The organism is Hydrogenophaga sp. T66, assembly GCF_057219855.1.
Genome location: NZ_JBXVVX010000001.1, coordinates 1,524,690 through 1,551,369, shown reverse-complemented (window position 1 = coordinate 1,551,369; position 26,680 = coordinate 1,524,690). Strand labels below are relative to the sequence as shown.

Genomic DNA, 26,680 nt, shown 5'->3' with positions numbered 1-26,680 from the left:
GGGCCCCGTGGCGGGCGCCCGTCAGTCGCCCAGCATGATCACCCCGGCCAGCAACAGGCCCAGGCACAGGCCGTGCAACACGACCGTGCCCCAGAAGGCGCGCTGGAACGGGACTTTGCGGGTCTTGTGGCGGAACGTGCGTTGCGCGCACCAGGCCCCGGGCCAGCCGCCGGCCAGCGCCAGCGCGTGCAGCAACTCCTCCTGGGTGCGCCAGTCGCCTTGCTCCGCGGCGGTCTTGTCGTACCAATAGGCGAAGAAGGTGGCGATGTTGAGCACCGCCAGCGCCGCCAGCCACACCCAGCCGACGCGGTCCAGCGCCACCGCCGCCGCCCAGCCGACCGCCCACGCGAGCATCAGGCCGAGCACGGCGGGAACCAGCCAGCCCGGCTCCCGCGGGCCGGCGGCCCGGGCACGGGCCGGTTCGCGGCGGATGGCGGCGCGGTCGCGCGGGAGCAGGTCGCCGCGGGTGTTGGCCACGCTCATCGCCACCGGGCCGAACTGCGGCTCGGTCATCGGTTCGCGGACCGTCAGCGCGCGCGGGCCCTGACCGCCGACCACGATCTCGTCAAACTCCACCGGCTGGCCGATCTGGATGGGCTGCGGCCCGAGGTAGTCGCGCAGGTGGAAAAACACGTCGGCCACCGTGTCGGGGCTGCGGATGAAGCCGAACGCGCGCTCTTTCTCCCAGCGGATGATGGTTCCCGTCTTCCTCATACCCCGTAGGCTATCGCACGGGGCGTTGTCGGAACCGCAAATCCGACCGGCGAAGCCATGCCAGTTTTCACGCCGCCGGTGCCGCAGCGGTCGTCAGGCCAGGGTGTGCAGCGGGATGTCGTGTTCGACGGCCAGCCGGTCCAGCTCGACCCGGCGGCGCGAGGCGAGGAAGGCGGCGATCGCGGCGTGGGTGGCCGGGCGGAACAGGGTTTTGCCGTCGGTGACCGCCACGCCGGCCAGGCGACACAGCGCCGCGGCGAAGTGGGGCTCGAGTGCGGCAACCGCCACCCGCCCGTCCCGGCAAGGATAGACGCGGTAGCCCGCGTGGGCACCGCCCACCGCGCCGCTGGGCTGGGTGAGGCCCCAGTGCCGCGGGCGGGCGAGCCACGCGGCCGCTTCGGACAAGGCCACCTCCTGAAAGCAGCCGCGGCCGGTGGCCAGCTGGTGCAGGCGGGCCTTGAGCGCGGCCTCGGCCGCCATCAGGGCGCCGCCCATGTCGGCAAACAGCGTGGGCGGCAGGTCAAGGCCGTTGACCAGCCCGGCGTCGGCCAGGTAGGTCAGGTCGTGGCCGGGCTCTTCGGCGCGCGCACCCGGCGCTCCCACGATAGCCACCATGGCCAGCGCCGGGTACTGCCGGTGCAGCCGCTTCCAGTCGAGCCCCAGTTTGGCGAGTGCCGACGGCCGGAACGAGGTCAGCAGCAGATCGGTGCGGGCAAGGGTCCGGTGGAGGGCGCGCTGGCCCGCCTCGCTCTTGAGGTCCATCGTGACCACCTTCACGCCGGCGTGCATCTCGGCGTAGGCCGCCGGGTTGTAGACCCCCATGGGGTCGCCGCTGCCGCCGTCGCGGCCCGGTGGTTCGGCCTTGGTGCAGCGGGCCCCCAGCTCGCGCAGGCGCAGCAAGGCGGCGGGGCCGGGCAGGTTGAGGGCGAGGCTGAGGACGCGGGTGCCGCGCAGCGGCTTGAGGACGGACGAGGGCATGGAAACGGGTCTCCAGTCGGGCAGGGGAATGCCCCGGCACTGTAGCGCCGCCACGGCCGCCGGCCAGCGCGGGCGCGACAGCCCGCGCGGCGGCTCAGGACCGCCCGAAGTCCAGCGGCAGACCGACGTAGTTTTCGGCCAGCGAGCGCGATGCCGCCTCGGAGTTCACCAGGTACTCCAGCTCGGCGTCCTGCACCTTCTGGCCAAAGCCCGCGGTGTCGGGAAAGCGGTGCATCAGCGAGGTGAGCCACCAGCTGAAACGCTCGGCGCGCCACACCCGCGCCAGCGCCCGCGCGGAGTAGTGGTCGATGCCGGCGTCGCTGCCTTCGCGGTAGTGTTCGATCAGGCCGGTCGCGAGGTATTTCACGTCGCTGGCCGCCAGGTTCAGGCCCTTGGCCCCGGTCGGCGGCACGATGTGCGCCGCGTCGCCGGCCAGGAACAGCCGGCCGAAACGCATCGGCTCGGCCACAAAGCTGCGCAGCGGCGCGATGCTCTTTTCGATGCTGGGGCCGGTGACGATGCGGCTGGCCATGTCGGGGTCGAGGCGCCGGCGCAGCTCGTCCCAGAAGCGGTCATCGCTCCAGTCGTCCAGCCGGTCGTCCACCGGACATTGCACGTAATAGCGGCTGCGGGTGAGGCTGCGCATGCTGCACAGTGCGAAGCCGCGCTCGCTGTTGGCGTAGACGATCGCGTGGGGCGACACCGGCGGCACGTCCGCCAGCACCCCCAGCCAGCCGAACGGGTAGACCTTTTCGTATTCGGTGATCGCCTCGCGCGGCACGCTGGCGCGGCAAACGCCGTGGAAGCCGTCGCAGCCGGCGATGAAGTCGCAGGACAGTTCGTGGGTCTGATCACCCAGGCGGTAGCGCACCACCGGGCGGTCACCATCAAAGCCCGACACGCTCACGTCGGCCGCGCTGTACACGGTCGGCAAGCCGGCCGCGGCGCGTGCGTCCATGAGGTCGCGCGTCACCTCGGTCTGGCCGTAGGCCGTGACGACCTTGCCGCCGGTCAAGCCAGTCACGTCGATCGGGTGGCGGGTGTTGCGGTAGACCAGCTCGATGCTGTGGTGCACCGTGCCTTCGCGAGCGACGCGCTCGCCCACGCCCGCCTCGCGCAGCAGGTCGACCGTGATCTGCTCGAGGATGCCGGCGCGGATGCGTCCGAGCACGTAGTCGGCGGTCTGCCGCTCGATGATCACGTTGTCGATGCCGGCCTTGTGCAACAGCTGGCCGAGCAGCAGGCCCGAGGGGCCGGCGCCAATGATGGCGACCTGGGTACGCATGGTGTCTCCTGAATGGGCAAGACTCTAGGAATGCACCGCGGGTCTCACAAGACGGCGCTGCATCCGCTGCGCGATCATCGGATGCTCTGTGCGATCACCGCGCAGAAATCGTCAGCCGGCCGATAATCGCGCGATGGACCAAGCCCCGATCCCTGACAAACCCCCCATCGCGCGGGCCGACTTCATCGAGGGCATGGCCAAGGGCATGGCGGTGCTCGAGAGCTTTGACACGGAGCGCCAGCGGCTCAACGCCACGCAGGCGGCCGAGCGTGCCGGCCTGACCCGCGCTGCCGCCCGGCGCCACCTGCTCACCCTGGCCCACCTGGGCTACCTGGAGACCGATGGCAGCCACTACTGGCTCTCGCCAAAGGTGCTGCGCTTCTCGGGCAGCTACCTCGCCTCGGCCCGGTTGCCGCGGCTGGTGCAGCCCACGCTCAACCGGCTGGCCGCGGCCACGCGCGAGTCGCTCTCGGCCGTGGTGCTCGACGACGACCAGGTGGTGATCGTGGCGCGCGGGGTGTCGCCCGCCGCGCAACGGCTGATGGCCTACGGCCTGCATCTGGGCGCGCGCCTGCCGGCCCACGCCACGTCCACCGGTCGGGTGCTGCTCGCTGCGTTAAAGCCGCGCGCGCTCGACGCCTGGCTGCGGGGCCGGGAACTGCCCCGGCTCACGCCCCACACCGTGGTCGATCCCCGGGCACTCAAGGCGTTGGTGGCCCAGGCGCGGGCCGGGGACCACGCGGTGGCGCGCGAGGAACACGAACTCGGCGTGCTGGCCCTGGCGGTGCCGCTGCGCGACTTGCGCGGACGCACCGTGGCAGCGCTCAACGTGGTGACCACGCCGCAGCGGATGGACGACGCGGCGCTGCGCCGTGAGTGGCTGCCGCTGCTCAGCGACGCCGCGCGGGAGTTGCAGCCGCTGCTGTGATCCCGTGCGGCCGGTGGGTCAGACGCCGAGGTGCTGCTCGAGCAGTTCGGGCTGGCGCAGCAGATCGGCGCTGCTGCCCTCGAACACGACCTCGCCCTTCACGAGGATCACGTTGCGGTCGCTGATCTGGGTGACGTGCTTCCAGTTTTTGTCCACGATCACGCTGCTGATGCCGCTGTCGCGGATGACGCCGCAGATGCGCCAGATCTCGCGCGCGATCAGCGGCGCGAGGCCCTCGGTGGCTTCGTCGAGGATGAGCAGGTCGGGGTTGGTCATCAGCGCGCGGCCGATGGTGAGCATCTGCTGCTCGCCGCCGCTGAGCTGCTGACCGCCGTGGTTGAGCCGCTCGCCCAGGCGCGGAAAGGTGTCGAGCACGCGCTCGTAGGTCCAGTCCCGCTGGCCCCGCGTGCCGGCGCGCGCGGCCATCACGAGGTTCTCCTTGACGCTCAGGTTGCCGAAGATGCCGCGGCCCTCCGGCACGTAGGCGATGCCCTCGCGCGCCACGGCGTACGGCGTGGCCCCGGTCATGGGGCGACCCTTGACACGCACCTCGCCACCGCTGGGCTTGACGATGCCCATCAGCGACTTCAGCAGGGTGGATTTGCCCATGCCGTTGCGGCCCATCAGGCCGATGGTTTCGCCCGGCCGGACGGTGAAATGGATGCCGCGCAGGATGTGGCTCTGCCCGTAGTGGGTGTGCAGGCCGGTGGCCTCGATCAGGGGCGTGCTCATGCGTGTTCCTCGCCCAGGTAGGCGGCCTGCACGCCCGCGTCGGCGCGCACATCGGCCGGGCTGCCGCTGGCGATCACCTGGCCGTTGACCATCACGGTCAACACATCGGCCAGCGCAAACACCGCGTCCATGTCGTGTTCCACCAGCAGCATGGCGTGGTCCGCCTTGAGCCGCTGCAACAGCGCCACCATCGACTCCGCCTCGGCCGCGCCCATGCCGGCCAGTGGTTCGTCGAGCAGCAGCACCGTGGGCTCGGTGGCCAGGGTCATGGCGATCTCCAGCTGGCGCTGCTCGCCGTGGCTGATGGTGGCGGCCACCGCCTGCGCGCGGGCGGTCAGGCCGGCGAGTTCCAGGGCGCGCTCGCAACGCTGGTTGACCGCGGGCATCCGCGCCGCGGCGCCCAGCCAGTGCAGCGGGTTGAAGGGGCGGTGGCGCTCGCGCGATTGCGCCGCCAGCCGCACGTTGTCCCACACCGTGAACGGCAGGAAGATGTTGGTCTTCTGGTAGCTGCGGCCCAGACCGCGGCGCGCGATCGACTCGGGCGATTGGCCGGTGATGTCGTGCCCGTTTAGCAGGATGCGACCCGCCGTGGGCGGCAGGTCGCCGGACAGCAGGTTGGTCAGCGTGGATTTGCCCGCGCCGTTCGGGCCGATGACGGCGTGGATGCGGTCGCGGTGCAGATCGACCGAGACGTCGTTGACCGCGGCCAGTCCACCGAAGCGCTTGGTCAGGCCCTGGGCCGAAAGCAGCGGCTCGCTCATGCGCGGTCTCCCGGGTTGCGGCGGGCCAGCAGGCCCAACAGGCCGCGCGGGGCGACGATCACCACCAGCACGATGAAGCCGCCCATGAGCAGCTGCCAGTGCTTGGTCAGGTCCTTGAAGAAGTGCATCACGTACTCGAACGCGAAGGCGCCGACGATCGCCCCGGCGAAGTTCCCCATGCCGCCGAGGATGACCATCATGATCGCGTGGGCGCTGAGGTGGAAACCCATCAGCTCCGGGTTGACGAAGCCGGTCTGCGCGGCCCAGAGGTAACCCGCCAGGCCCGCCAGTGCGCCGGCCAGCGTGAAGGCGGTGAGCTTGTAGCCGAAGGTGCCGTAGCCGACCGCGCGCATGCGGTGTTCGTTGACCCGGATGCCGGCCAGCACGCGGCCGAAGGGCGAGAACAGCAGGCGTCGCAGGAAGGCATAGACCAGCACCAGCACCGCCAGCGTGACGTAGTAGAAGGTGACTTTGTTCTCCAGGTCGAGGCCCAGCGCGGTGGCCTCGGGGCGGAAGGTGACGTAGATGCCGTCGGAGCCGCCCAGCGCCTTGTTGTCGAAGAAGATGTAGAACACCATCTGCGCGAACGCCATGGTGACCATGATGAAGTAGATCCCGTGGGTGCGGACCACGAAGAAGCCGATTAGCAAAGCCGCGGCGCCCGATGCGGCCACCGCCACCGGCAGCGTCCACCACAGCGCCACCGGCGCCGTCTGCGGCGTGAGGAAGGCCAGCGCATAGCCGGCCAGTCCGAAGTAGGCGGCGTGGCCCAGCGAGACCAGGCCCGTCACGCCCTGCAGCAAATCGAGGCTCATCGCGAAGATCGCCAGGATCATCATCTGCGAGAGCATGCCCAGGTAGAAATCCGCGCCGGTGAACGGCACCAGCGGAAAGGCGGCGAGGGCGATGGCCCCCAGACCCAGCATGAACTGGGCGCTGCGCGGCAGCTTTTCGAGTTGTGCTTTGGCGGCGCTCATCGGGTCCTCACTGCTTGAACAGGCCTTCGGGCTTGTAGAGAAGCACCAGCGCCATGAGCATGTACACCGCCATGCCCGCGATCTGCGGCACCAGCACCTTGCCGAAGGTGTCCACCAGCCCGACGAGCAGCGCCGCCACCAGGGCGCCCCGCACCGAGCCGATGCCACCGATCACCACCACCACGAAACACATGATCAGCACCGAGCTGCCCATGCCGGGGTACACGCTGGCCACCGGCGAGGCGATCATCCCCGCCACCGCGGCCAGGCCCACGCCGAGGGCGAACACCACGCCGTGGATCAGCCGGATGTTCACGCCCAGCGCCTCGGCCATCTCCCGGTTGAAGGCGCCGGCGCGGATCTTCATGCCCAGGCGGGTCTTGCTGATCAGCAGGTACAGGCCCAGCGCCAGCGCGATGCACACGCCCGACATCACCAGCCGGTAGACCGGGTACGACAGGTTTTCGGTGAGCGGGATTGACCAGTTCAGCACCTCGGGCACCTGCACCGCGTGGACATCGTCGCCCCAGAGGATGGAGCGCAACTCCTCGAAGATGTAGATCAGGCCAAAGGTGAGCAGCACCTGGTCGAGGTGGTCTCGGTGGTAGAAGTGGCGGAACAGCAGCCATTCCAGCACCCAGCCAAACACCACCGCCAGCACCGCGCCCAGCGCGATCGCCAGCGCCAGACTGCCCAGCTGGCCGGTGAAGAACCAGGCCAGGTAGGCGCCGAGCATGTAGAAGCTGCCGTGCGCCAGGTTGACCACGCCCATGATGCCGAAGATCAGCGTCAGGCCGGCGGCCAGCATGAACAGCAGCAGCCCGTATTGCAGGCTGTTGAGCAGCTGGATGAGGAAGTTGGCGAAATCCATGGCGCAGGGCGATCCCGGCCGGCCCCGGCGGGGGCCGGCCGATCAGGCCGGGAAAGGTGGTGGGTCGGGGAGGGGGTCAGGCCATGCGGCAGCCGGTGCCGGGGTCGGCCACGGCCTTGCCGGCGATGCCGATCACCTTGTTTTCGCGGTTTTCAACGCGGCGCAGGTAGATGTCCTGGATCGGGTTGTGTTGCGCGCTCATCTTCCACTTGCCGCGCGGGCTGTCGATTTCCGCGCCGCGCATGGCGGTGTACAGCGCCTGCTTGTTGGCCAGGTCGCCTTTGACGGCGTTGGCGCCGCGGATCAGCAGCAGGCCCGTGTCGTAGCCCTGCACGGCGTACACGTCGGGCTGCAGCTTGAAGGTCTTGGCGTATTCCAGGCGGAACTGCTTGTTGCGCGGCGTGTCCAGCGAGTCGCTGTAGTGCATCGTGGTCAGCACGCCGTTGGCCGCGTCGCCCGCTGCTTCGAGCACGCCTTCGGTCAGGAAGCCGGAGCCGTAGAGCTGGATGTTCTTGTTCAGGCCCGCCGCGGCGTAGTCGCGCAGGAACTTGGCCGCGCCGCCGCCGGCGAAGAAGCAGGCCACCGCGTCGGGCTTGAGGGCCGCGATCTCGGTCAGCAGCGCCTGGAATTCCACGTTCGGGAAGGGCAGCCCCAGCTTCTTCACGATCTGGCCGCCCGCGGCGGTGTAGCTCTGCTCAAAGCCCTCAAACGCCTCGTCGCCCGCGGCGTAGTTCCAGGTGATCCACACGGCCTTCTTGTGGCCGCGGTCCATCATCGGTTTGCCCAGCGCCAGCGTGGGCTGGCTGTTGGTGAACGACGTGCGGAAGACGTTGGGCGCGCACTGGGCGCGGGTGGCGACATGCACCCCGGCGTTCGGAATCAGGTTCAGCACGCCCGACTCCCGCGCCACGCGGTGGATGCCCATCTGCACGCCCGAGTGCACCGTGCCGACCAGCACATCCACCTTGTCGCGCTGCACGAGGCGGGTGGCGTTCTCGATGCCCTTGGCCGGGTTGGACTCGTCGTCCACCTTGAAGAACTCCACCTCGCGGCCGCCGAGCTTGCCGCCCTGTTCGTTCAGGGCAAGGCGGAAGCCGTTTTCGATGGCCACGCCCAGCTGGGCGAAGGTGCCGGTGTACGGGAGCATGAAGCCGACCCGCACCTTGTCGGACTGGGCGCGCACGATCTGCGGCAGCAACAGCCCGGTGGATGCGGCGCCGATCACGGCGGCGCTGCGGGTCAGAACGAGTCGGCGGGTGGTCATGGAAGGTCTCCTGTGGTGGGTGGTGTCGCTGGGCACTGTAGGGGGGCTGACCGGTGGTGGCGATCCAGAATTTCCCTTAGTTCACTTGTCAACTATTCAGATTTCAAAGATTCGCCGGCCAGCACCGCTTCCAGCCAGATCCGGCACCAGGCTGCGCCCGCGGCTTCCGGGTCGTGGCATTCCGAGGCGTCGAGTTGCAGCACCTCGCCCAGCCGCACGGCGCCCAGGTCGCGCAGGCGCTCGTCGAAGCGACGCCCGCCGTTGCAGAAAGTCTGGGGGTAGGCGCTGTCGCCCAGCGCGATGACGCCGTAGCGCACATGCCCGAGGAAGCGGGGCTGGGCGTCGAGCGACGTGTACAGGTGCTGGGCGTTGTCCGGCACGTCACCCGCGCCGTAGGTCGAGGTGCATATGACGTAAAGTGCATCTTCGTCGAAGACCGACCCGTCCAGTCCGTCCATCATCCGCACCTCGATCGCCGCCATCAGATCGCCGCACGCCATCTCGATGGCCTGAGCGACGTACTCGGCCGTGTTCGTCATCGTGCCGACGAGGATGAGGAGTTTGGATGGTGCGGGCATGCGATGCACTTTAGTGCATGTTTTGGTTTGGGTGGATGGGGTAAACCCGGGTGGGTCGGCGCCATCAGCGTCGCGCCCTGCCCGCCACCCAGGCGAGGATCCAGGTGCCGTCCTCGGTCCAGCGTCCGGGCAGGTCGTGTGTCAGCCCGCGCGGATCGGCCGGGCGGGCCTCAAAGGCGTTGTCGGGCAGCCAGATGACTTCAACCTCGTGAAACGAGAGCATCCGATGCGTCTGGGGGTGCTGCCACTTGTAGTACGCCTCCTTGGCGCAGAAGAGGCGTTTGGCCCAGCGCCCCCGCTGGACGTCGTCGTCGCCGGGCAGGCGTCGGATCTCGTCCGGGGTGCACACAAGGTCCCACAACCCGGCTTCCAGCGGCGCCGCCGCGTCCAGGTCAATGCCGACGGCGTGGAGGTCGGCGGCGGGAGCCGCCACGGCGAAGCATCCCCGCGCATCGTGCGCGATAGAACCGACCCAGTTCGCCGGCCACACGGGGGCGCGGTCGGCTCCCGCGGGGATGGCGCAGGCGGGCCGTCCGAGGGCTGCCATGGCCCGCCGGGCGGCACTCCGCCCGGCCGCGAACTCCCGCCGGCGTCGCTCGATGGCGCGTGCCACCGCGGGTCGCTCATCCGGCCACAAGGTGTCGGGGTCGCCGTCGACATCCCCCCAGGCGATACCGACGCCCGGTCCCAGCGCTGCCCGAAGCCGGTCGCCGAGGGGAGCCAGCGGATCGTGCCGAAGCCGCGCCGCAGGCGCTTCCATCACGCCTGGGGCGCCTTCCCCGCCCGCATGGCACGCCGGCGTGACATCGCGTCGGCCCGCATCGCCGCGCGCTCGGCGCTGTCGGACGCAGACTCCGTGGTCTCTCTCGGCTTGTCATCGAGGTGGGCTGCCAGCGCCGCGAGCGTGGGGAAGCGGAAGATGTCGGTGATGCTCATGCGGGCATGGCCGAGCGCCTGCTTGATTTCGCGATGCGCCTGCACCGCGAGCAGCGAGTGTCCGCCGAGCGCGAAGAAATTGTCCTTGGCCCCGACTTTGGGCACGCCCAGCACGCGCGACCAGATCGTGGCGATGGTTTGCTCGACTTCGTTCTCGGGCTCGACAAAGACCTCCGTGCGCTCCCGCACCGCAGCCACGCCCGGCGCGGGCAGCGCCTTGCGGTCGACCTTGCGGTTGGGTGTGAGCGGGAATTCGTCGATCACCACCGTGTGGCTCGGCAGCATGTGTTCCGGCAACCGGCTGCTGGCCCAGTCGCGCAGACCGGCGGGCTCGAAGCCCGGGTTGGCCCGCACGTACGCCACCAGACGCACGTCGCCCGGCTGGTCTTCCCGCGCCACCACCACCGCCTGCAGCACGCCCGGTGCGCCCTCCAGCACGGCCTCGATCTCGCCCAGCTCGATGCGGTAGCCGCGGATCTTCACCTGGAAGTCGGCGCGCCCCAGGAAGTCGATGCGCCCGTCCGGCCGCCAGCGCGCGAGATCGCCGGTGCGGTACATGCGTGCGCCGCCGGGCGCGGCACGCTCGGGTTTCACGAACGGGTCGGCGGGGAAACGCTCGGCGGTCAGGTCAGGGCGCTGCCAATAGCCGCGCGTCACGCCGTCGCCGCCGATGTACAGCTCGCCGGGCACGCCCACGGGCAGTGGCTGGCGGTTCTCGTCTAGCACGTAGAACTGCGTGTTGGCGATCGGTCGGCCGATGTTGACCACGGCCTCGGTGGCGCGGGCGGTCTCGGTGGACGACCAGATCGTGGTCTCGGTGGGGCCGTACATGTTCTCGATCGACGCCCGCGTGACCTGGCCCAGTTCGGCGACCAGCGTGCCGGGCAGGGCTTCGCCGCCGATCATCAGATGCTGCACGCGGCCCAGCGCTGCGCGCGCCTCGTCGTTCATCGCGATCATCCGCGCCATGCTGGGCGTGCACTGCAGGTGCGTCACGCCGTGGCGCAGGATCTGGGCGGCGATGGAGAAGTCGTCCTCGGCCACGGCGCTCGGCTCGTTGGCGCGCCGACGTACCTCCGCCAGCGGCTTGAGCCCCTCCAGGACCGTCTCCGTGGGAATGCCGTAGTCGATAAGGCAGGCGACCTCGCCCACGCCGATGGCCTTGAGCTCCTCCACGCGGCGCAGGCAGTCGTCCACCGTGCCGAACAGGCCCGAGTCTTCGAAATAGCGCTGGAAGGCGAAGTCAAGGATGCCTTCCATCTCTTCATCGCTGAGCGAGCGCAGGTCCAGCTCAAAAGGGTTGCTCACGCCGGCAGGCTTCTTGAACGCGGGGAACGCCCAGGCGTACTGCTTGATGAGGCCGGCGGCGCTGCGCAGGTAGGCCTTCATGGGCTCGCGGGCAATCTCGCGGGCCGTCTCGCGGTCGGCCGCCACGAAGGTGTGCAGCATCAGCGTGACGGTGAACTGCGCCGGGTCGTGTCCCGCATCGCGCAAGGCCTGGTGATACAGGCGGATCTTGTCGCCGACCTCCTGCACGCTCTGGCCGAGCAGGTGGGTCAGCACGTTGGCCCCAATCGCGCCGGCCTCGCGCCAGGTGTCGGGGTTGCCGGCGGTCGTGACCCACACCGGCAATTCCTTCGACACCGGACGCGGCTGCGTGACCACGTCGAACAGCGCGCCGCTGGCGGTGGGAAAGCCCACGGCCTCACCGCGCCAGAGTCGGCGCAGCTGGTCGATCGTGTCGAACATCGCCTTTTTGTTGTGCGGCGGCGTGTTCTGCGGCCGCAGGACGAAGTCGTCGGGCTGCCAGCCGGAGGCGATGGCCAGGGCCGCGCGCCCGTTGGTGAGGTTGTCGATGACCGCCCATTCCTCGGCGATGCGCGCCGGGTGGTGCAGCGGCCCGACGCAGCTGCCCGCTCGCACGCCGATGTTCTTGGTCACCGCGGCCACGGCGGCGCCGGTCACCGACGGGTTGGGGTACGGGCCGCCGAACGCGTGAAAGTGCCGCTCCGGCGTCCAGACAGCGCAGAAGCCGTGCGCGTCGGCGAACTTCGCGCCTTCGAGCAGCAGCTCGTATTTGCGCGGACCGGCGCCGTCGTCGTTGCCCCAGTAGTAGAGGCTGAAGTCCATCTTCTGCGCCGAGATGGCCACGCCGCCGCTAGAGACCAGCGTGCGGTTCTCGTCGCTGGACAACACCAGCTTGAAGCCGCGCGCCAAGGTGTAGAACAGCTCCAGCACCGAGATGTCGAAGGACAGGCTGGTGACCGCCAGCCACACGCCCGGCGGGTCGTGGCGGATGCGCTCGTCCATGCCGGTGAAGAAGTTCGACACATTGCGGTGCTCCACCATCACGCCCTTGGGGCGGCCGGTGGAACCCGAGGTGTAGATCATGTAGGCGATGTCCGCCGGCTGCACGCCGCTGTCCGGGTTGCTTTCGGGTTGCTGCGCCAGCGCGGGGTCGCGGTCGATGACCAGCACCTTGGCCTGGTGCGCCGGCAGGCTCGGCACCAGTTCGGCCGTGGCGACGATCACCGGCGCCTGGCTGTCTTCGATGTACAGCGCGATGCGGTCGGCCGGGTAGGCGGGATCCAGCGGCACGTAGCCGCCACCGGCCTTCTGGATGGCCAGGGCGCCGATCAGCAGCTCCAGCGAGCGTGGCGCGTACAGGCCGACCAGCGTGCCGGGCCGCACCCCGAGTTCGATCAGGCGGTGTGCCACGCGGTTGGCGCGTGCGTTGAGCTCGGCGTAGCTCAGGGCGGTGCCTTCAAAGACCACCGCGGTGGCCTCAGGCGTGCGACCGACCTGGGCTTCGAAGAACTGGTGCACGCAGGTGTTGCGCTCGTAGGGGCGCGCGGTGTCGTTCCAGCCGTAGAGCACCTGGTCGCGCTCCTGGGCGGACATGATCGGCAGCAAACCCAGCGCCAGGTCGTCGCCGGCGGTCGCTGCCAGCGCGTCGAGCACCGTCTGCAACCGCCCGACCAGCGTGCTCGCGGCCTCGCGCGGCAGGCGGGAGGCGTCGGTCCAGACGGTGGCGCTGCCGTCGCTGCTCTGGCCTCCCAGGGCCACGGTCAGCACCGCGCCCTCCACCGGGCGCGCACCCGCCGACAGCGCCACCTGCGGCACGGTCAGGCCGTGGATCGCCGGGTCGCGGACCACGAGGTCCAGCGCGAAGGCCGGGTGTTGTCGCGCCGCGGCCCATTCGCTGTTGCAGGCCGCGCGGAACGCGCCGAACCGCTGCTCGGCCGGCGCCGTCACGCGCACCGGCACCCAGCCACTCAGGTAGCCCGGCGCGGGGCTGGTGTCTCCGGCCGCCCAGGCCAAGTCGAAGGCCGCTTTGCCGCTCACGCGGGCCACCGCCGCCGCCAGCGCGGCCAGCACGGCGTCGCCCGAGAGACCCGCAGGCACGCGCAGCGGGTCGGACGCCCAGGCGGCGTCGGCCGTGCTGGCGGTCACCGAAGGCAGGTCGATGGCCTGGGGCGCCTGCAGCCGCGTACGCCACCGCGCTTCCCCCGCCACCACCGCGGCGTGGGCTTCGGTGAGCTGGCGGGCCGTGGCGGCGTCCAGCGGCAGCAGCACGGTGCCCGCGGTGGCCACCGTGCTGGGGCAGACGGGTTGTCCCAGCAGATCGCGCAGCCCGGTCAGGCGCACCGGCACACTGGCCGTGCCCACCACCAGACCGGCCGGCGTGGCCTCGAGCACGGCGCCCGCCGGCGCCGCGGCCCGGTCGGTCTCGGCGCGGGCAGCGCCCACCGCCAGAACCCGGCCGGCCACCTCGACCTTGGCGCAGGTCAGTGGGTTCCAGTACGCGCCATGGTCCAGCGCGCACACCAGCGCCACCAGCGCGTCCGCGGGCTGCGAGAAATCGAGCCGCGCGGCCGCCTCGGGCCGCTTGAGCCGCTCGTGATACGTGCGCTGGCTCAGGTCCTGGGCCACACGGCGCAGACCGGGCCCGCGCAGGTCGGCGAGCAGCTCGCCAAAACTGTCCATGGCCGCTTCGTAGCACCGGGTGTTGAGCGTGAGCGCCGTTTCGTGGGGCGCGAGGTCGAACATCACCTGCCCGACGATGTCACCTTCGTCGATACCGCCCTCAATCAGGTGCCAGGTCACGCCGTGGCGCTTTTCCTGACCGAGGATGGCCCACACCGGCGCGTTGAGGCCGGCGTGGCGGGGCAGGGGGCCGTCGTGGAAGTTGATGGCGCCGCGCGCGGCCTGGTCCAGCAGCGCCTGCGGAATCACCGACAGGTTGGCGATGCTGAACAGCCAGTCAAACGACAGGCCAGCCAGCCGCTGCGGCAGATCGGTGCCCGGCGCTTCGACGCGCAGGCCGTGGCCGGTGGCCCAGCGGCGCACGTCGGCATTGCGCGTGATGACGGCTTCAATCGAATCCCCGCCCTGCAACACCCGCTCGGCGCACTGCACCAGCAGGGATTCGTTGCCCATCACCACACAGGAAAAACGGCTCATCGTCGGCTCCGGAGTCGAAAGAATGGAAGTCAGTTGGCGTTGCCAGGACGGCCGCCCACCAGGCGTCGGTGCCACAGGCAGCGCAGGGCGTGGGAGACGAGGTCCGGGACGAATCGCGCCGGACCTTCCGCGCGTTTTTTGCCCAGCAAGTACCGGGCCATCAGGATCAGGGACCCAGCAGCGTACGCGAATGTGGCCATCGCTGCGTAGGCCGCGCCGTGGTTCTTGGTGAAGTACCAGAGGCGCGAATCGAACCAGTACCCGGGCGTACGGCCCCATCGCTTCATGCCGGTGGAGACCGAGCCGATGTGCATGATCCGGCTCTCCTTCACATAATGGGATCGCCACCCGGCTCGCGCGCCACGCAGGCATAAATCGGTCTCCTCAAAATAGAGGAAGAACGTCTCATCGAAAAGACCGATCTGGTCAAGGGTCGCGCGCCGGATCAAGAGACTGGCTCCTGCCAGCCAGTCCACAGGCATCGACGTCTTCGGCTCCGGAATCGCCACGATATGGCGCCGAAGCAGCCGGGAGATGACGCCGGTGCAGGCAGCCGCTTCGAACTCGCTGAACACGCTCGGAAAGCGAAAGGCGGTTTGATGGAAAGCGCTGTCCTGACCGAAGGTGTGCCCGCCGGCGAAACCACAGCCGGGATCTCCCTTCATGTGCTCCAGCAGCCGATGGATGGATCCTGGTTCTGGAAAGGCATCCGAGTTCAACAAGTAGACAAAATCGGGCGCGCTGCCATCCGGCAAGCCCAGACGAATGCCGATATTGTTTCCCGCGCCAAACCCGCCGTTGCGGCCCGACGCGACGACGCGCACACGGTCCCAGCCGCGCGCCGCCACGGTGTCGCGCATCTTTTCGTACGAGCCATCGCCCGAGTCGTTGTCGACCACCGTGATGCCGCCAGGGATGTCGACCATTTCACGAACGGCAGCCTCCAGCGCGCGCAGGGTCATGTCAGCGGTGCGGAAGTTGACCATCACGGTCAAGACGCTGGGACCAGAAGTCATGGTTGGGAAGACGCTTCGGCGTCCTGGATGCAGGATTTGATGCGCGCGGCCAGCACGCGGACGTTGGGCTCCAGGACCATCGAGTCATGGTCGCCGGGCACTTCCATGATGCGCAGGGCGCTGAGGTGTTGGCGCCACTCGTTGTCGTCGAACACGTACTCCCGGGCCGCGCTCACCCAGCGCCCGCCGGTGACTTTCCAGCGGCGGTCCAGCGGCGGGCGGAACAGAACCGTGGGTCCGTTCCAGGGCGCCACCTGATAGGCCGCCACCGCGGTGCGGAATGCCGCTTCGATTTCCGCGTTGTGCAGTTGATGGGCGTTGCCCGTGGGCACGGCCGGTCCGGCGCGGCGCTGCTTTTCCCAGGCCCAGCGGTCCTGGATCCATTGCCTGAGGTAACCGAGTCCCCCGCGGCGCAGTTCGGCGAGCTTGATGAGGGCCTTGTCCGGCCGCGTGAGCGAGGGTCGCACCGGCAGCGGGGTGTCCAGGAGCACCAGCAGCGAGACTTTTTCGCCGGCCGCTTCCAGCTGGCGGGCGATCTCGAAGGCGGTGATGCCGCCACCCGAGAACCCGCCCAGGAGGTAGGGCCCCTGGGGCTGGACCTGCCGCATTTCGGCGATGTAGTCGGTCGCGGCCTCCACCAGGCTGGTGTGGGGCTTTTGGTCGCCGTACAGCCCGCGCGCCTGCAGACCGTAGAAGGGGCGATCGGTTCCGATGAGGCGGGCGAGGTGGCGCAGGTTGAGCACGTTGCCGAACATGCCGGCCACCAGGAAGAACGGCGTCTTCGGACCGCCTTCGCCGTCGTGCATCGCCACCAGGTGGGTGAAGCGGCGGCGCGGCTCGGCCGCCGCACCCGTGCCGCTGGAGGCTGTCCCCGTGGAGGTGTCGCCGATGCGCTCGCGGATCATGGCCGCGCACAGCGCGATGGTGGGCGCCTCGAAAAGCACCGAGATCGGGAAGTCGACGCGGTAGGCCTTCTTCACCATGGCAAACAGCCGCACGGCAATCAGCGAGTGGCCGCCGAGGTCGAAGAAGCTGTCGTGGATGCCGACCTGATCGACCCCCAGCAACTCTTCCCAGAAACCCACCAGGGTCCGTTCGACATCGTTGGTCGGTTCGGCGTAGGTGCTGTCGAGGTCCGGCCGCTGGAACTTCTGGCCCGAACTGGCGGCGCTGGCGGCGGTGCGCTCGGCCTGGGCGATCAGCGCGGCCAGCGGCAGCGAGGACACGACGACCTGGGGCAGGCCGACGGCCAGGGCGCGGCCAAAGGCGTCGGCGCCCTCGGCCGGCCGGATGCCGAGCGACATGGTGTGTTGGAGCTGCTCTTCGGCGGGCGAGAGTTTGGCGGCGCCCTCGCTGCCACCGCCCGCGGCGAATTCGAGTTCGCGGGCGTCGAGGCGGCCCACCGACGCCGCAAAACCGCCTTCTTGCAGTCGCTTGATGGAAAAGCCCCGGATGTCCACGCACACCCGGCCTTCGGCGTCCGCCAGCGTGACGTCGAACACCGCGAAGGGCGCGTCGCTGCGGTTGTCCTGCGCGTTGCGCACCCAGCTCCACACCTCGGCGGGCAGGGCGCGGTGGACGCGGACTTCGCGGTACGACACCGGGACCCACAGGTGATCGGGTGCGTACCCGGCGATCAGTCGCATCGCCCAGCCGGTGGCCAGGTCCAGCAACGCCGGGTGCAGTTCAAAGCCGTCCGACAGGTCGGCGTGGAAGGCCTCGGGCAGGGCCAGCCGCGCCAGCCCTTCGCCTTCGCCGTAGCCGAGCTGCTGCAACACCCGCCAGCGCGGACCGAAGGCCAGGTGGGCCTCCTGCGGCGAGCGCAGGCCGGCGGAGTCCGAGGCCGTGTCCTGGGTGCAGCGGGCGCCGAGCGACGCCAGGTCGATGCGCTCGGGCGCCATGGCGGGGGTCGGCACCAGCGTGGCCTGGGCGTTCAGTGCAAAAGCCGCTCGGCCTTCGAAGCGAACGTCGCTCCGCACGTCGAACGCGTAACCCTCGTCGGTGCGCGCCAGCCGGACGCGGACTTCACGGTTGCGGTCGTCGGGCGCTTCCAGTGGGCGGAAGAAGTACAGGTCGCGCAGCACAAAAGGTCCGCGTTCGCCATTGCCGCGCAGCGCCTGCGCAGCGAGCTCCAGGTAGCCGGTACCGGGCAGGAGGGCGTGTCCATCGGCGGTGCGGTGACCGTCGAGAATCCAGCGATCACGGGTGACCCAGTGCGCCGTGAACAGGCGGTGACCCTGGGCGTCGAACGTGGCTTCATCCAGAAGGGGGCTGTTGGCGGGGTGCCGCGGCGCGGGCACCGGTTCGCCGAGCCGGGTGGCCATGGCCCGGGCGGCCATGCCGACCTCGTTCCAGATGCCCCAGTCGATCGCCATGACGCGGGTGCGGCCGCCCGCGCGGCTGTGGGCGTACGCGTTGAGGTATTCGTTGGCGGCCACGTAGTCGACCTGACCGGCGGGCGCGGTGATCGTGCTGGTCGAGGAGAACAGGATCAGGCGGTCCACGCTGCCGTCGGGCAGCAGTTCGTGCAGCACCTGCAGCGCATGGACCTTGGGCGCGAACACGTCTTCCACCGTGGCGGAGGTCTTGGTCAGCAGCGGACCGTCGTCGACCACACCGGCCGCGTGGATCACCAGATGGAGCCGGCCAAAGCGCTGCCGCGCGGTGTCAAGCGCCGCGCGCATGTCGGTGACGTTGCAGACGTCTGCGCCGAGCACCAGCACCTCCGCGCCGAGCCCTTCGAGACGGCGCACGGCCTGGATGCGCTGGGCCACGGCCGGTTGGGACGCGGCTTCGTCGAGTGCGCGGTCCCAGGTTTCCCGGGCGGGCAGCGGCTGACGCGCCAGCAGAACCAGTCGTGCCCGACGCTCCCGCGCGAGGCGCTCGGCCACGGTGAGTCCGATGCCGCCAAGGCCGCCGGTGATCACACAGACCACCCCCTCGGGCACGTCGGCCAGGGCGCCGTCTGCCGGCAAGGGCAGGGCGCCGAAGCCGAGCTCGAAGCGTTTGCCGCCGCGCAAGGCCGCCGAGCGATTGCCGGGCGTGGCCACGAGCTCTTCCAGCACCTGGTCGGTCAGCGTGCCCGGCACCGCGGTCGCGCTGCCCGGGCGCCAGCCTTTGGCAGTGGCGGGCAGCTCGAGGTCCAGCGTGTGGCAGGTCAGCCCCGGCAATTCGCGCGGCGCCACGCGCACGGGCCCGAGCGCCGTGGCTTTCTCCGGGTAGGGCAGTGTTTCGTCGCGCACGCGCACAGCGCCGGTGGTCAGCACCGTGATGTGCAAGGGCTTGGGCAGCTTTTCCTCTTCCAGCGCCTGGGCCAGGAACAGCAGGCTGAAGAAGCCCTGCTCGATGTTGCGGTGGAAAAAGCTGCTGCCCGGCCGGAAGCGCTCCTCGCGCGTGACCAGCCAGGCGTGGACGATGTGTTGCGGGGCCTGACCGCTGGCCACGAGGTCGCGCACCAGATCGTCGTAGCCCTCCCGGCCCCGCTCGGGCGCCAGGATGTATTCGCTGTCGCCCACGCGCGCGAAGGTGTCGCCCGCCCGCACCTGCGTGACCGGGTGGCCGACTGCGCGGAGCCGGTCGACCAGCGACTGCGCCAGTCCGGCCTCGTCCATGAAGACCAGCCAGCGGCGTGGCGCGAGATCGGCCAGCTCAACAGTCACGTCGATCGCCACGTCGGCCTGCCGCGGGCGCCAGCGGGGCTGGAAGCCCCAGCCGGCCACGTCCTCGAGACGCTCCAGCTCGGGTGCCTCGGCGGCCTGGGCGGTGGCCGTGCCGGGCTCGATGAAATAGGGCTTGCGCTGGAAAGCGTAGGTGGGCAGCGGCACCCGCTGCCGGCGCGCTTCGCCCCACACGGGCTCCCAGTCCACCGCCACGCCGGTGGCCCACAGGCGCCCCAGCGTACCCAGGAACCACACGTCGTCGGCCACCGCGTGGTCCGCGTGGCGCAGCGCATTGATCACTTGATTGGCCGGGATGCCGTTGGCCTGGGCCAGCGAGCCCAGTGCTTTGCCGGGCCCGCACTCGAAAAAGACCCGTGGCTCGGCGGTTTGCAGGGTGCGCAGGCAGTCCGCGAAATGCACGGTGTTGCGCAGGTGGCCCACCCAATAAAGCGGATCGGTGGCCTGCTCGGCCGTCAGTGGCTGCCCGTCGCGGTTGGAGATGATCGGCAGGCGCGGCGCGTTCAGCCGGATGCGGCGCAGGTAGGCCTCGAAGCGCCCGAGGATCGGCTCAAGCATGCGCGAGTGCGCGGCGATGTCGATCTGGATGCGCTGGGGCTCGATCTCCTGGGCGCGCAGCTCGGCCTCCAGGACGTCGAGCGCGTGCTGCGGTCCGGAAACGACACACAGGTTCGGGGCGTTGACGCTGGCCATGTCCAGCTCGGCGCCCAGCCGCGCGCGCACCTCGTTCTCGGGCAGCGGGACACTGAGCATGCCGCCCACCGGCACGGTGTCGAACAGCTGGCCGCGCAGCAGCACCAGGCCAATGCAGTCTTCAAACGACATCACCCCGGCCAGGCAGGCCGCGGTGTTTTCGCCCATGCTGTGGCCCACCAGTGCCGCGGGCTTCACGCCCCAGGACATCCACAGCTGTGCGAGCGCGTACTCGACGATCATGATCAGCGGCAGCTGGACCGATGGCCGCTTGAGCCGCTCCACCGCTGCCGCGTGACCTTCCGGCGACGGCAGCCAGATGGCGCGCACGTCGTAGTCGACCTGGCGCTGCAGCACCTCCAGACCCTGGTCCATCCAGTCGCGGAAGACGGGTTCGGTGTCGTACAGCTCGCGCGCCATGCCGGCGTACTGGGCACCGCCGCCGGGGAACATGAACACGACCTCGGGGTTGTCGCCCAGACGGCTGTGCGTGAACACCCGCCGGGTGTCGGTCCCCTCGAGCAGCGCCGCCGCCTCTTCGTGGGTTTCCGCCACCAGCACCCGCCGGTGCTCAAACGCCCGCCGGCCTTCCTTGAGCGTGTAGGCCACGTCGGCCAGCGGTTGTTCCGGGTGCGCCCGCAGGTGGGCGGCCAGTGCCTTGGCGTTGGCGTCCAGTGCCGCCTTCGAGCGCCCGGAAACCACCAGCAGCTGGAACGGCCAGTCCGATGGCTCGCTGGCGGCGACCTCAGGGGCTTCTTCGAGGACCGCGTGCGCGTTCGTGCCACCCACGCCCAGCGAGTTGACCCCCGCCCGGCGTGGTCCTTTGTGCGACGTCCAGGGACGCAACACCGCGTTCACCTGGAACGGGCTGTGGTCGAAATCAATGGCCGGGTTGGGACGTTCGTAGCCCAGGCTCGGGGGGATCTCCTGGTGCTTGAGCGCCAGGGCCACCTTGATCAGGCTGGCGACGCCCGCGGCGGTGTCGAGGTGCCCGATGTTGGTCTTGACGGAGCCGATCCGGCAAAAGCCGGTTTCATCCGTCGTTTCCTGGAAGGCCTGCGTCAGCGCAGCCACCTCGATCGGGTCGCCGAGGTAGGTGCCGGTACCGTGGCATTCGACGTAGTCGATGGTGTCGGCCGACACGCCCGCCACCGCGTGGGCCTCGGCGATCGCCTTGGCCTGCCCGTCCACGCTGGGCGCCAGATAGCCGGCCTTGGCCGCGCCGTCGTTGTTGACCGCGGTGCCCTTGATCACCGCCCAGATGTGATCGCCGTCGCGCAGCGCATCCTCCAGCCGCCGCAGCACCACGACCCCCGCCCCGGAGCCGAACACCGTGCCTTGGGCGCGGTGGTCGAAGGCGTGGCAGTGGCCGTCGGGCGAGAGGATCTCGCCGTCCTGGAAGATGTAGCCGCGGGCGTGCGGCAGCTCGATCGTGACCCCGCCGGCCAGCGCCATGTCGCACTCGCCACTGAGAAGGGCCTGGCTGGCGTAATGCACCGCCACCAGCGAGGTCGAGCAGGCCGTCTGGACGTTGACGCTCGGGCCCTTGAGGTCAAAGATGTGGCTGACCCGCGTGGACAGGAAGTCTTTGTCGTTGCCCGTGTGGCGGAGCAGGAACATCCCGGTGTTGGCCACCAGGTCGGGGTTGGAGCAGAGGTTGAAATAGAAGTAGCTGCCCATGCCGCAGCCGGCGAACACCGCGATCGCGCCGGGAAAGCGCTCTGGCGGGTGGCCAGCGCTCTCCAGCGCTTCCCAGGCGACCTCCAGGAACTGGCGGTGCTGCGGGTCGAGGATGGCGGCTTCCTTGGGGCTGAAGCCGAAAAAGTCGGCGTCGAACTGATCGAACCCGTCCAGCACCGCCGCCGCGGGCACGTAGTTGCGGTGGCGCATGCGCTCGCGCGATTCACCGTGGGCCAGGAGCTCTTCGTCGCTGAGGCGTCGGATCGATTCGATGCCGTCGCGGAGATTCCTCCAGTAAGCCTGCGGATCGGTGGCCCCCGGCAGATGCGCGGCCATGCCGACGATGGCGATATCGTTGTTCATGAAATCGTGAACTCGGTGAGTCCCTGGGGAATACATCCCGGCTACATCCCGCCGGCCAGTGCATCCAATGTTACTCAGGGGAAAGTCGGTACAGGTAGGAGTTACGTCACGCTTGGCGCCGCGGCAAGGCCGCCGGGGCGGACGTGACGCTCGGGCGCGACACCGGCAAGCCGGGGGTCACCCGGCTGCGGGTGTCTGCATGCCAGAGTCGCTGAAGACACCATACATCTGCCGATCGCGGATCACCTCGTCGACGATGTTCACATCGATGAGGCGGGCCTCGTGTCCCAGGCCATAGACCAGCGCCAGATCAGCCAGGATGTTGATCGTCCGGGGGATACCGCCAGCCACCTTCGCGATCTTGGCGGTGGCCAGCGGGGTGAACAACTGCCTGTCGCGTCCGGCCACCTTCAGGCGGTGGTTGATGTAGTCGTCCACCTCCACCGAGTTGAGCGGCGGAATGAAGAAATCGGCCGCCACGCGCTGCGCAAACTGGCGCAGTTCGGGCCGCAGGAGCAGCTCCCGCAGCTGGGGCTGCCCCACGAGGATCATCTGCAGGAGCTGATCCTTGTCGGCGTTGATGTTCGACAGCATGCGCAGCGCTTCCATGGCGGCCGGGTTCAGGTTCTGCGCCTCGTCAATGATGAGCACGGTCCGCCGGCCCTGGCGGTATTCGTCAATCAGGAATCGCTGGAAGGTGTCGAACCGCGCCACCGGGCTCATGCCGTCGTACGGCAGATCGAAGGCGAGCATGATCCACTCGGACAGGTCGGCGAGGTTCGGGTGGGTGTTGGTGACCAGCCCAACGGTCACATCTTCTGTCAACTCATTGAGCAACCGGCGAACGAGGGTCGTCTTGCCGCAGCCGATCTCGCCGCAGATGACCGCGAACCCTGCCCGGTTGTGGATCGCGTACTGAAGGATGGTATAGGCCAGCGAATGCCGCTTGCCCATGTAGAGGAAGTCGGGATCCGGCTGGATGGAGAAGGGTTTTTCCCTCAGGCCGTAAAACGATTCGTACAAGCTTGACCACCAAAAAAACGCATCGTAACAGCGTTCGTACTCATATTCGGTCCGCGCGAATCGAGGCAATCGTGAATTCCGCACACCGGTCAGAGCCCCGAAGTCCCCGGCTGCTCAGCCGGCGTTGCCACTACCATAGGCCAGTTTTGTCCACCCTCTGAATGAAGGGTTCCTCGCAGTCCCCCTCTCCGGCGCGTACCCATCACCTGTCATGCCGTTTGATCGCCAAGTTCACGCGCTTCTGGGTCTCCCCATGGATGCCCTCTCCATGTCGCAGGCTGTGCTTCGCGTTCGCGATGCGGCCTTTCTCGGGCAGTCCTGTTTCATTTCTACCCCTAACCTGAACTTCGTGGTGGCCGCGCGCACCGATTCTGAGTTCCGCGATTCCGTGCTGCACAGCGACTTGTCGCTTGCTGATGGAATGCCGCTGGTGTGGGTGGCTCGTCTGCTGGGGATCCCCATCACCGAGCGGGTATCGGGGGCAGGCCTCTTTGAGGCCCTGATGAAGCATCCTGGTGAGCCGGTCGCTGTGTATTTTTTCGGCGGACCGGATGGCGCGGCCGAGGCGGCTTGTCGGCGCGTCAACGCGCAGGAGGGAGGGTTGCGCTGCGTGGGTTTTGATTCGCCTGGATTCGTGACCGTCGAGGCCATGAGCACGGCTGAACATATCGACCGCATCAATCGCAGCGGTGCTCGGTTCGTGATCGTTTCCCTGGGAGCCAAGAAGGGCCAACGCTGGATTGAGCTCAATCGGCATCGCCTGGAGGCTCCGGTCATCTGCCACCTGGGCGCGGTGGTGAATTTCGCCGCCGGTACGGTCAGCCGGGCGCCATCGCTGGTGCAGCGGCTCGGGGCAGAATGGCTGTGGCGCATCGCTCAGGAGCCCATGTTGTGGCGCCGCTATTGGGCCGATGGCACGGCGTTCCTCAACATGGTATTCCGGGAGGTTTTTCCACTGTGGCTGCATACGCGAGGCCGAAAGCCCGGTGAATCCGACGCTGCATTCTCGATCTGCCGTGCTGTGCCGGGCCGCACGGTGCTGGCACTCACCGGTTCGTGGTGCCCAGGCCCCCTGCCTGCGTTTCGGCGTGCGCTGGCCGACGCCCTGGCCACGGGCGACGATTTGGCCATTGACTTGTCCGATCTCGTGGATCTCGATTCGGCGGGACTGGGTTTGTTGATGCAAGTGGCGGGGCAGCGCCGGGTCTACCGGGACGTGGCCGTTTACGGTGCGAAGTCGAGTCTTCGCGGCTTGTTCCGGCGCGCCGGAGCGCTCTACTTGCTGACGCCCGCCTCGAGAGCCGAGGCCTGACCGACGCAGGGCCGAATCAGCCAGGCTGGCGCACTTTCCTACCTGGCAATGGGCCGCTACAGTCGCAGCATGGACAAGACTTCACCCACCATTCAGCGCACGCAGCCTCGACTGCGCCGCCCGCACCTTCTGGGCTTGCTGGTGGCCGGCGTCTTGGCGGCGGGCGCTGGCTACTGGTGGGCTGAGACCGCTGAAGGAGGGAAAGGCGGCTCTAACGCTTCAGACCTCATGGCGGCTGAACTGGCCCGATCTGCTGAGCGAGCCGATCTTTGTATGGCCTCCAACGCCAAGGGCGTGGGCTTGAGAGGCGAATACTTCACAAACTCCAGCCCAGGTTCATTGCCCGCGCTGGTCCGGATCGACGAAGTGATCGATTTCGACCAGGAGATAGCCTTTGCTGCGGGCTCGGAAGCCGCCCCTTTGGTCGCTGTTCGGTGGTCGGGGTGGCTCAAGGCGCCTTTGTCGGGCCGTTACCGATTCCACGCGGACGCTCCAGGGATGAAAGTCGTTGTCGCCCGCCAAGCGATGGCCGGCACCGGAGCTCAGGTTAACGCGTCCATGGAGTTGGCCGCAGGACGCTTCTACCCGATCGAGGTGACGGTCAACCCTTACAGCGCTTCAACAGCTCGTGTTCGACTGGAATGGACAGCGCCCCACGGCGCTCGCTATGTGATCCCACGGGCCCTGCTTCACCTGCCGACCGACACAGTCACCAGCTCTGGACGCTGATACGTGCGGCTTTAGTGTCTGCGCTGGCCACGATCTTCTGAGCTTAGTAAATTGCTCGACCGTCACCGAGCAAGTGGGATGCACAGTCAACAGCGCGCTGATCGCAGTTGCGGACGAAGGTGTCCATGATGTCGGCCCGCCATCCGTTCATCCAGTCGGCGTGGGCCGAGTAGCCGCCCGGCTGGGACGTGCTGTAGTTGTCCGAAGACAGCCTCCAGAAGAGCGGGGCATTAGCTTCGGTGACTGTGTACATCACGTTAAAAGTGATCTCTGGCAGAGCGACCGGGTGGGTGGACGGGCATCCCACGCCAGCAGTTGGATACGCCATGTGGCTTTTGTTGTCCGGTGCAGATAAGTTCACGCCGTCCCAGCATTGCGGGAAAACGATCGTTTGCCAAACCTCACTGCCCGCGGGGCAGTTGGGTATCCCGTAGCCGGTCATGGTGGTGCCCGTGGGGAAGTGGCAATGGTAGGAGAAATGCCCACGCGCCTGCGTGTTGCCAGCGTCTCCTGCAATCATCCTCAGTCCCTGGGGAACGGGCTGTACCGTGCTGGGAACGACGCCGAAGTAGCCCGTCTTGTAATAGAAGTTGGCACCTTTCGGGCGAATGGGAGTACCTGTGCGGGTGTCCACCATAGCCGGAACCCAGTAGGCGCTACGGTTCAAGATTCCGCCGCGGCAGGTCGAGTTGCCGGTGGTGGCAATCGATGTCGGGGTCGAATTCCCGTTGGCTTCTGTGTTGCCGAAGAAGGTGTGCAGGTGCGACCGGCCGGGCTGGCCCGGAAACACCAGCGGGTCGTCAAAGGCCATGTGGCTGAAGTCACACACGGTGCGGAAGGCGCCGGTGCCGTCGCTCGCCCGGGGCTGCTCGGTGGTGGCGGACACGCGCTCGGTCGAGAAGCCAGAGTTGGGTGCCGGAATGGTCGCCGTGTTGATCACTGGCGCCAGGGAGGTCGTTGTGCTGCCGCTGGTGGTCGTCCCGCCACTGGTCGTGGTGCCGCCACTGGTCGTGGTGCCGCCGCTGGTGGTGGTGCTGCCGCTGGTGGTGGTACCGCCGCTGGTGGTGGTACCGCCGCTGGTGGTGGTGCTGCCACTGGTGGTAGTCCCGCCACTGGTCGTGGTGCTGCCGCTGGTGGTCGTACCGCCGCTCGTCGTGGTACCGGACCCACTGCCTTGGGTTTGCTTGGGGCCCTTGGCTTTTTGGCTGCTGTCAACGTCTGATGCGGATCCGCCGCCACCGCCGCCACAGGCCGCGAGGGCAGCGGCCACGATGACCGACAGGGCGACCCGATGGGCAACTGGGTAGGAGCAGGCGGTGGTGGTGTTCATGGTGTGGTACCCGGGCAAACGGTTGAGTCGGCGTGCGTCTAGGGGGTGGGTCAGGGCGGCAGGCTTGGCGAAAGTATCGGCAGCGGTATCTGCGTGATGGATGTCACATCGATAAGCGGAGACCGTGGAGGGCTGAAAGCGGCCGACACGTTCTCAACGGTGCGTTTGCGCGCTCGAGCGGCGCGGCCTTGTGATCTGCCTTCCCTTTCTCAGCATTGGTTCGTGACGAAGTTTGCATTCAGCGCGATTATCTGATCGGGGGAAAAGCGCCGGATCCGTGCCTGTTACAGGTCAGGAGGCCAGGTGGGCGCTGCATGGGTTTTGCCACGCGGACGCAGGGAGGTCTCCTTGGGCTGCGGCTGGGGGGGC

Annotated in this window: 18 protein-coding genes; 3 read left to right on the top strand and 15 right to left on the bottom strand. The window is 68.6% G+C overall.

Annotated elements, in window-relative coordinates:
- Positions 1-21 precede the first annotated feature (21 nt).
- The 3 genes from AC2D80_RS07140 to pobA form a co-directional block, all read right to left on the bottom strand.
- Positions 22-714, bottom strand: a complete 693-nt coding sequence (locus AC2D80_RS07140; RefSeq protein ID WP_484632278.1) for a DUF1294 domain-containing protein — start codon at positions 712-714, stop codon at positions 22-24.
- A 93-nt stretch (positions 715-807) separates the two neighbouring features.
- Positions 808-1,692 carry a CoA transferase gene (locus AC2D80_RS07135; RefSeq protein WP_484632277.1) on the bottom strand — a complete coding sequence of 295 codons (885 nt, stop codon included), beginning with the start codon at positions 1,690-1,692 and terminating at the stop codon, positions 808-810.
- Between the two features lie 94 nt (positions 1,693-1,786).
- Positions 1,787-2,977, bottom strand: a complete 1,191-nt coding sequence (pobA, locus tag AC2D80_RS07130) for a 4-hydroxybenzoate 3-monooxygenase (RefSeq protein WP_484632276.1) — start codon at positions 2,975-2,977, stop codon at positions 1,787-1,789.
- Positions 2,978-3,110: 133 nt separating this feature from the next.
- Between pobA and AC2D80_RS07125 the strand changes: the two genes are divergently transcribed.
- Positions 3,111-3,905, top strand: a complete 795-nt coding sequence (locus tag AC2D80_RS07125) for an IclR family transcriptional regulator domain-containing protein (RefSeq protein WP_484632275.1) — start codon at positions 3,111-3,113, stop codon at positions 3,903-3,905.
- An 18-nt stretch (positions 3,906-3,923) separates the two neighbouring features.
- On the opposite strand, the gene AC2D80_RS07120 is transcribed toward AC2D80_RS07125, so the two are convergent.
- The 11 genes from AC2D80_RS07120 to AC2D80_RS07070 all read right to left on the bottom strand — a co-directional run bounded on the left by AC2D80_RS07120 (position 3,924) and on the right by AC2D80_RS07070 (position 22,940).
- Positions 3,924-4,637: an ABC transporter ATP-binding protein gene (locus AC2D80_RS07120; RefSeq protein ID WP_484632274.1), complete on the bottom strand. Its 714-nt coding sequence runs from the start codon at positions 4,635-4,637 to the stop codon at positions 3,924-3,926.
- Complete coding sequence (locus AC2D80_RS07115; protein WP_484632273.1) at positions 4,634-5,398, bottom strand: ABC transporter ATP-binding protein; 765 nt, start codon at positions 5,396-5,398, stop codon at positions 4,634-4,636. The genes AC2D80_RS07120 and AC2D80_RS07115 overlap by 4 nt, the downstream gene beginning before the upstream one ends.
- The gene (locus tag AC2D80_RS07110) at positions 5,395-6,375 is read right to left on the bottom strand and encodes a branched-chain amino acid ABC transporter permease (RefSeq protein WP_484632272.1); all 981 of its coding nucleotides are present in this window, start codon (positions 6,373-6,375) and stop codon (positions 5,395-5,397) included. Before AC2D80_RS07110 ends, AC2D80_RS07115 begins: the two co-directional genes overlap by 4 nt.
- Positions 6,376-6,382: 7 nt before the next feature.
- Positions 6,383-7,246, bottom strand: coding sequence for a branched-chain amino acid ABC transporter permease (locus AC2D80_RS07105; RefSeq protein ID WP_484632271.1), 864 nt, complete (start codon positions 7,244-7,246; stop codon positions 6,383-6,385).
- Positions 7,247-7,322: 76 nt separating this feature from the next.
- Positions 7,323-8,510, bottom strand: a complete 1,188-nt coding sequence (locus AC2D80_RS07100; RefSeq protein WP_484632270.1) for an ABC transporter substrate-binding protein — start codon at positions 8,508-8,510, stop codon at positions 7,323-7,325.
- Between the two features lie 92 nt (positions 8,511-8,602).
- Positions 8,603-9,088, bottom strand: coding sequence for a flavodoxin domain-containing protein (locus AC2D80_RS07095; RefSeq protein ID WP_484632269.1), 486 nt, complete (start codon positions 9,086-9,088; stop codon positions 8,603-8,605).
- A 64-nt stretch (positions 9,089-9,152) separates the two neighbouring features.
- Complete coding sequence (locus AC2D80_RS07090; protein WP_484632268.1) at positions 9,153-9,848, bottom strand: 4'-phosphopantetheinyl transferase family protein; 696 nt, start codon at positions 9,846-9,848, stop codon at positions 9,153-9,155.
- Complete coding sequence (locus AC2D80_RS07085) at positions 9,848-14,488, bottom strand: MupA/Atu3671 family FMN-dependent luciferase-like monooxygenase (protein ID WP_484632267.1); 4,641 nt, start codon at positions 14,486-14,488, stop codon at positions 9,848-9,850. Before AC2D80_RS07085 ends, AC2D80_RS07090 begins: the two co-directional genes overlap by 1 nt.
- Before the next feature lie 29 nt (positions 14,489-14,517).
- Entirely contained in the window at positions 14,518-15,504 is a 987-nt protein-coding gene (locus AC2D80_RS07080) for a glycosyltransferase family 2 protein (RefSeq protein ID WP_484632266.1), read from the bottom strand.
- A complete protein-coding gene (locus AC2D80_RS07075; RefSeq protein ID WP_484632265.1) occupies positions 15,501-21,917 on the bottom strand; it encodes a type I polyketide synthase in 6,417 nt (2,138 codons plus the stop codon). Before AC2D80_RS07075 ends, AC2D80_RS07080 begins: the two co-directional genes overlap by 4 nt.
- Positions 21,918-22,094: 177 nt before the next feature.
- Positions 22,095-22,940: an ExeA family protein gene (locus tag AC2D80_RS07070; RefSeq protein WP_484632264.1), complete on the bottom strand. Its 846-nt coding sequence runs from the start codon at positions 22,938-22,940 to the stop codon at positions 22,095-22,097.
- A gap of 253 nt (positions 22,941-23,193) precedes the next feature.
- Between AC2D80_RS07070 and AC2D80_RS07065 the strand changes: the two genes are divergently transcribed.
- Both AC2D80_RS07065 and AC2D80_RS07060 read left to right on the top strand, forming a co-directional pair.
- Positions 23,194-24,252 carry a WecB/TagA/CpsF family glycosyltransferase gene (locus AC2D80_RS07065; RefSeq protein ID WP_484632263.1) on the top strand — a complete coding sequence of 353 codons (1,059 nt, stop codon included), beginning with the start codon at positions 23,194-23,196 and terminating at the stop codon, positions 24,250-24,252.
- Positions 24,253-24,321: 69 nt separating this feature from the next.
- Entirely contained in the window at positions 24,322-24,981 is a 660-nt protein-coding gene (locus AC2D80_RS07060) for a PA14 domain-containing protein (RefSeq protein ID WP_484632262.1), read from the top strand.
- A gap of 43 nt (positions 24,982-25,024) precedes the next feature.
- On the opposite strand, the gene AC2D80_RS07055 is transcribed toward AC2D80_RS07060, so the two are convergent.
- Positions 25,025-26,311, bottom strand: coding sequence for a DUF1996 domain-containing protein (locus AC2D80_RS07055; RefSeq protein ID WP_484632261.1), 1,287 nt, complete (start codon positions 26,309-26,311; stop codon positions 25,025-25,027).
- Positions 26,312-26,680: the final 369 nt, after the last annotated feature.